The organism is Pseudonocardia sp., assembly GCF_025965585.1.
In the GTDB taxonomy this organism is placed as follows: Bacteria; Actinomycetota; Actinomycetes; order Mycobacteriales; family Pseudonocardiaceae; genus Pseudonocardia.
In genome coordinates this window covers 1-3,993 of the sequence record NZ_JAOPWR010000513.1, presented here as the reverse complement: position 1 = coordinate 3,993, position 3,993 = coordinate 1, and the positions used below count along the sequence as shown (strand labels likewise).

Sequence of the window (3,993 nt, the reverse complement as noted above, 5' to 3'; positions counted from 1 at the left end):
TCCACTCGGAGAACCTCTCCATCCCCGCTCCCTCGGTGATGCGCCTCTCGCGCTACGTCCGCGTGCCCTACCGCCGCGCCGTCCCGATGACGAGGGCGGGTGTGCTGCGCCGCGACCTGCGCCGCTGTGCCTACTGCGGCCGTCGCGCCGACACCATCGACCATGTCGTCCCGCGCAGCCGCGGCGGGCAGCACAGCTGGGAGAACTGCGTGGCGGCGTGCCGCCAGTGCAACTCCCGCAAGGCCGACAAGATGCTCGACGAGATCGGCTGGAGCCTCGCCGAGCCCCCACGCCCGCCGCACCGCACGGCCGGTGGAGTGCTGGTGCTGGCCGTGGAACCGCTGCCCGCCTGGGAGCCGTGGCTGGGTGTGGCGGCCTGAGCTGATCGACCGTCACCCCCGCGCCTGATCGGTAAGGATATGGCCCCAATGAGGCCCCGCCGTCCTACCGCGCTCCTGCTCGGGGCCACCGTCGGCGTGGCCGTCGCGATCGTGGCGGCGCCGGCGTTCTCCGGCCTGGCAGACGTGTCGCCTCCGATGCCGCCCACCGCGCTCACCGGCCCGCTGCCGTCGCCGTCGGGGTTCTTCGTCGACCCGCAGTCGCCCGCCGCCCGCCAGCAGCGGCAGTGGGCGGCCGAGGGGCGCACCGATGACGCCCGCCGCATCGCTGAGATCGCGGCGCAGCCCGTCCCGGACTGGCTGACCCAGCCCACGCGTGCGGTCGGTGCCGATGTCCGCTCCTACCTCGGGCGCGCCGCAGCGGCGAAGCAGCGCCCGCTGCTCGTCCCCTACTTCGTGCCGGGCCGCGACTGCGGCAGCTACTCCTCCGGCGGCGCTGCCGACGCGGCGGACTACCGGGCGTGGATCCGGGAGGTCGGTGCGGCTCTGAACGGGGTCGCGGCGACGGTCGTGCTCGAGCCCGACGCCGTGCCCCAGGAGGTCTCCGGCTGCGGTGGCGTCGACGGCTGGGCCGAGCTGCTCGCCGAAGCCGTCGCCGTGCTCAAGGCCGCGGGCCCCGTCGTGGTGTACGTCGACGCGGGGAACCCCGGTTCGTCCCCGACACCACCGCCCTCGCCGACGCGCTGAGACGCAGCGGCGTCGAGAAGGCCGACGGCTTCTCCCTGAACGTGGCCAACTTCTACCCGACCCCCGACGTGCTGGCCTACGGCCGCACCGTCTCGGCGGCCCTGGGCGGCAAGCACTTCGTGGTCGACACCAGCCGCAACGGCAACGGTGCGCCCGCCGGTGACACGGTCGACGGCGCCCCGTCGTTCTGCAACCCGCCCGGCCGTGCGCTCGGCGCGGTGCCCACCTCGACGACGGGCGAGCCGTCCGTCGACGCGTACCTGTGGATCAAGCGGGTGGGTGAGTCGGACGGCGCCTGCCGCCCCGGCGAGCCGCCCGCGGGGCAGTGGTGGGCGGACTACGCCCTGGCCCTGGTCCCGAGGTAGTCGCACGAACCCGCCACATGGCGGCCTACGGCTGTCCGACGAGGCCTGCGGACAGCCTCAGGACTCCATGTGGCGGTTGCGGGGCCGCAGGGTTTTGTGGCCTTCCCGCAAGGGCCTGCGGGCGGAGCCGGCTGCGAGACTTCTCGGTGTGTCCCGCCTCCTGGTCGTCGTGCTCGCGCTGGTGCTGCTCGCCGGCTGCGCGACGCCCACGAGCGTGCTGTCGGTGACGGATCTGTTCGTCGACCCCACCTCCCCGGCGGCGACGCAGGCCGCCGAGTGGGACGCGGCCGGCCGCACGGCCGACGCGGACAAGATGCGCGTGATCGCCGCCCAGCCCATCGCCAAGTGGCTCACCTCGCCCACCGGCCAGGAGGCCCCGGTGGTGGCCGACGAGGTGCGTCGGGCCCGCGCCGCCGGCAAGACGCCGTTCTTCGTGGCCTACCACGTGCCGTTCCGCGACTGCGGCAGCTTCTCCGGCGGCGGCGCGACCTCGTCCGACGACTACCGCGCCTGGATCCGCGAGGTGGCCGGGGCCCTGGACGGCGGCCCCGCCCTCGTCGTCCTCGAACCGGACGCCGTCCCCCACGAGATCACCGGCTGCGGGCGTTCGGCCGACCGCTCCGCCCTGCTGGCCGACGCGATCACCGTCCTCGACGGCGCAGGCGCGAAGGTCTACCTGGACGCGGGCAACCCCGGCTTCGTCACCGACCCGAACCAGGTCGCCGACGCCCTGCGCCGCAGTGGGGTGGAGAAGGCAGCCGGCTTCTCCCTGAACGTCGCCAACTTCTGGCCGACGCCGGACGTGGTGGCGTACGGGAAGTCGGTGTCGCGGGCCCTGGGCGGCACGCACTTCGTGGTGGACACCAGCCGCAACGGCAACGGCAAACCGGCGGGGGAGACCGTGGACGGCGGGCCGTCGTTCTGCAACCCGCCGGGCCGGAAGCTGGGCCAGGCCCCGACCCAGTCGACGGGGGAGCCGCTGGTGGACGCGTACCTGTGGGTCAAGCGGGTGGGGGAGTCGGACGGCTCGTGCCGTCCCGGGGAGCCGGCGGCGGGACAATGGTGGCCCGAATACGCGTTGGCGCTGGCCGGCGGGTAGCTCGTGTTGCCGACCACTGCGTTCAGTCACTGACGTAGCGCATTCGGGTGGCCGGAGTCGGTCGATCAGGAACATCAGTCGCACTACGGATGTCGATCACCACGCGATCATCAATTACGGGAGTTGTCTTCGCAGCTCAGCGCGCCACGGAAGGTACTGTCACAACTGCCTGAATTGCGACATCGAGGACGAGTATCGAGGTCTTCGGTCACGCACCACAACAGCTCCGGTCGCCCCCGTAACAATGTCCGCACCCGAATCGAACGGTACGTGTCGGTGCTGGAACACTCGCCTCCCATCATCGGGGTTGGCGCAGCGGCGGGCCGCTCGAGTGTGGATGGGGCGTCTGGACCGACCCCACCGGTGACCGGTACGTCGTGTCCCGCGGCGATCTGTTGCTCGGACCCGGGGTAGCCCTGGGCGGACAGTGCAGCACTCCGGACGGCCCGATGACCTGGGTCGACGGCCTGACGATCATGCGCGCCGGCACTAGCGATCCGCCGGCCGACGTGCCGGCCCCCGCACCCCGGCCGCCGTCTCGCGCAGTGAACGGCTCTGGGCTCACCCGGGGCTCGTGCCCGTCGGCGCCGCCCGTCCGCGCCGGTTTCGCCGCTGCTCGTCTACCGCTGGAGGCACACCGGCGCCGCCCTCACCACCCAGCTCGAGGCGGAGTCCGAGGGCTACCCGGGCGTGGTCGAGCCCGGCCACGCCGTGGTCCGGTTCACCGACCCCGCCACCGGACGCGACGCGCTGCCCGCCGTGCGCACCGAGATGCACCGGCTGCGTCCCGGGACCCGCGGCGGTGCGTCCGCAGCGCGGGGTCCGTCCTCTGGCAGGTGTTCGACGGTGCCGGGTCGGTGACCGTGGGCTCCGAGCGCCACGACGTCACCCGGGCGCCGTGCCCGCGGGCATCCCGGTCGCGTTCTGCACCGACAGCGGCCTGGACGCCTTCCGGTTCTCCGACGTGCCGGCCGCGCCGGGCCCCGGAGCGTCGCTGCTCGCCATCCGCTGCTACCAGCCCGACTGCGCCGACGAGGGGCCCATCGGGGCCGTCTGGTGCGAGGCGAACGGTCTGTGGGGCGCCGACACCTCAGGGCGGGGCAGCCCGTCCCAGCACCTGCGCCCCCTCGACGCGGCCCGCTGGGTGCGCGCCCGGCACGACGCGCACCGGCACACCGAGAGCCGCTGGACGGCGCCCCACCTCGACGTGGCGTCGGCCGCCGACGTCGCGGCGGCACACACCCTTACGACCGGAGGATGAGCGGCCTGGTCAGGAGTTGCTCGAGCGTTGTGAACCCGGGCCGGCGAGCACGCCCCCGGTCGCGTCGGGGCGGATGTCGACCGACGAACAGAGGTGCTTGGCGTTCATGAGGTCGACGATCGCGGGCAGGGCCTGAACGATCAGGTCGGCCGAGGCGATCTCCCCGTCGTGCATCGCGACGAT

The 3,993-nt window shown here is 73.4% G+C and carries 5 protein-coding genes; all 5 read left to right on the top strand.

All coding sequences use genetic code 11. The features are described 5' to 3' along the window. Positions 1–380: HNH endonuclease (locus JWR81_RS31270; protein ID WP_297661117.1), on the top strand; the 380-nt coding region annotated here is incomplete at its 5' end. Between the two features lie 48 nt (positions 381–428). Further along, positions 429–1,085, top strand: coding sequence for a glycoside hydrolase family 6 protein (locus JWR81_RS31265; RefSeq protein ID WP_297661116.1), 657 nt, complete (start codon positions 429–431; stop codon positions 1,083–1,085). A 41-nt stretch (positions 1,086–1,126) separates the two neighbouring features. After that, positions 1,127–1,450, top strand: a complete 324-nt coding sequence (locus JWR81_RS31260; RefSeq protein ID WP_297661115.1) for a glycoside hydrolase family 6 protein — start codon at positions 1,127–1,129, stop codon at positions 1,448–1,450. A gap of 148 nt (positions 1,451–1,598) precedes the next feature. Next, positions 1,599–2,549 (top strand): glycoside hydrolase family 6 protein, encoded by a 951-nt coding sequence (locus tag JWR81_RS31255; RefSeq protein WP_297661114.1) that lies wholly within the window; start codon positions 1,599–1,601, stop codon positions 2,547–2,549. An 898-nt stretch (positions 2,550–3,447) separates the two neighbouring features. Beyond that, positions 3,448–3,810, top strand: coding sequence for a hypothetical protein (locus JWR81_RS31250; RefSeq protein ID WP_297661113.1), 363 nt, complete (start codon positions 3,448–3,450; stop codon positions 3,808–3,810). The last annotated feature ends 183 nt before the right edge of the window (positions 3,811–3,993 follow it).